Origin of the sequence: Verrucomicrobium sp. BvORR106 (assembly GCF_000739655.1) — a bacterium.
In the GTDB taxonomy this organism is placed as follows: Bacteria; Verrucomicrobiota; Verrucomicrobiia; order Verrucomicrobiales; family Verrucomicrobiaceae; genus Verrucomicrobium.
Map to the genome: position 1 here is coordinate 1 of NZ_BATR01000204.1, position 916 is coordinate 916.

The 916-nt window shown below is 64.8% G+C and carries 1 protein-coding gene; it reads left to right on the forward strand.

Annotated elements, in window-relative coordinates; genetic code table 11:
- Positions 1–367: 367 nt before the first annotated feature.
- Positions 368–916 (forward strand): NAD(P)H-hydrate epimerase (locus BV106_RS34770; protein WP_038172889.1); only part of this gene is annotated, 549 nt, incomplete at its 3' end.

Below are 916 nucleotides of genomic sequence, written 5' to 3' on the forward strand. Positions count from 1 at the left end.
AAGGAGCGGAGCGACTGACACCTCCGGTAGACAGGAAAGTCGGGCCGACCCCGAAGGGGTCGCAGAAGGGGCTGCTTCGCTCGTGGCTTGCATCCACCCGAGCACTCAGGTCTTGCGTCTCCCGCGTAGCGGGGCGGGTATGCCGAAGGCATCACAGAAGGTAGCCGGAAGGTTGAAAGAGCGAAGCGACTGATACCTCCGGTGGGCTGGAAATGGGCCCGCCCCCGAAGGGGTCGCAGAAGGGGCCCTCTTGGTATATATCTAGATCGGTGGGTGCTTCAGCCTAAACCAGCGAAGCGTCTCAACCAGCAACGCGTCTCAACGTGCCGCTTGCGGCACATCTCAACTTCCTCTCTAGCTCTCCCCCATGATTCTCACTTGTCAGCAGATGCAGGAGGCTGAGTCGGCCGCCTTCGCCCGGGGTGTGCAAGCTTCAGATCTCATGGATGAGGCGGGCCTCGGCATCGCGGAGGTGATCCAGCAGTTCCACCCCGGCGGCGGCACGGCGGTGCTCTTCCTGGGCAAGGGGAACAACGCGGGCGACGCCCTGGTGGCGGCCAAGCACCTGTTGCAGGCTGGGTGGCAGGTGATCGCGTGGTGCACCTACCAGACAGCGGACTTCAAGCCGCTTCCAGCCCAGCATTGGGCGGAGCTGGAGGAGGTGGTGCCCCAATGCCAGTCGGTGGAGGAGATTGCGCGGCTGCAGGGGCGCGTGGTGTTGATCGATGGCTTGGTCGGCATCGGGGCCGCGCATGGACCGCTGCGCGAGCCACTGGCCGGGGCCGTGCGGGCCATGAATGAACTGCGGCAGCGTCGGCATGCGTACACTGTGGCACTGGATCTGCCCTCCGGACTCAATCCGGAGACGGGCGCACCTGAGGCGCCAACCGTGCAGGCGGATCTGACGGTGACCATT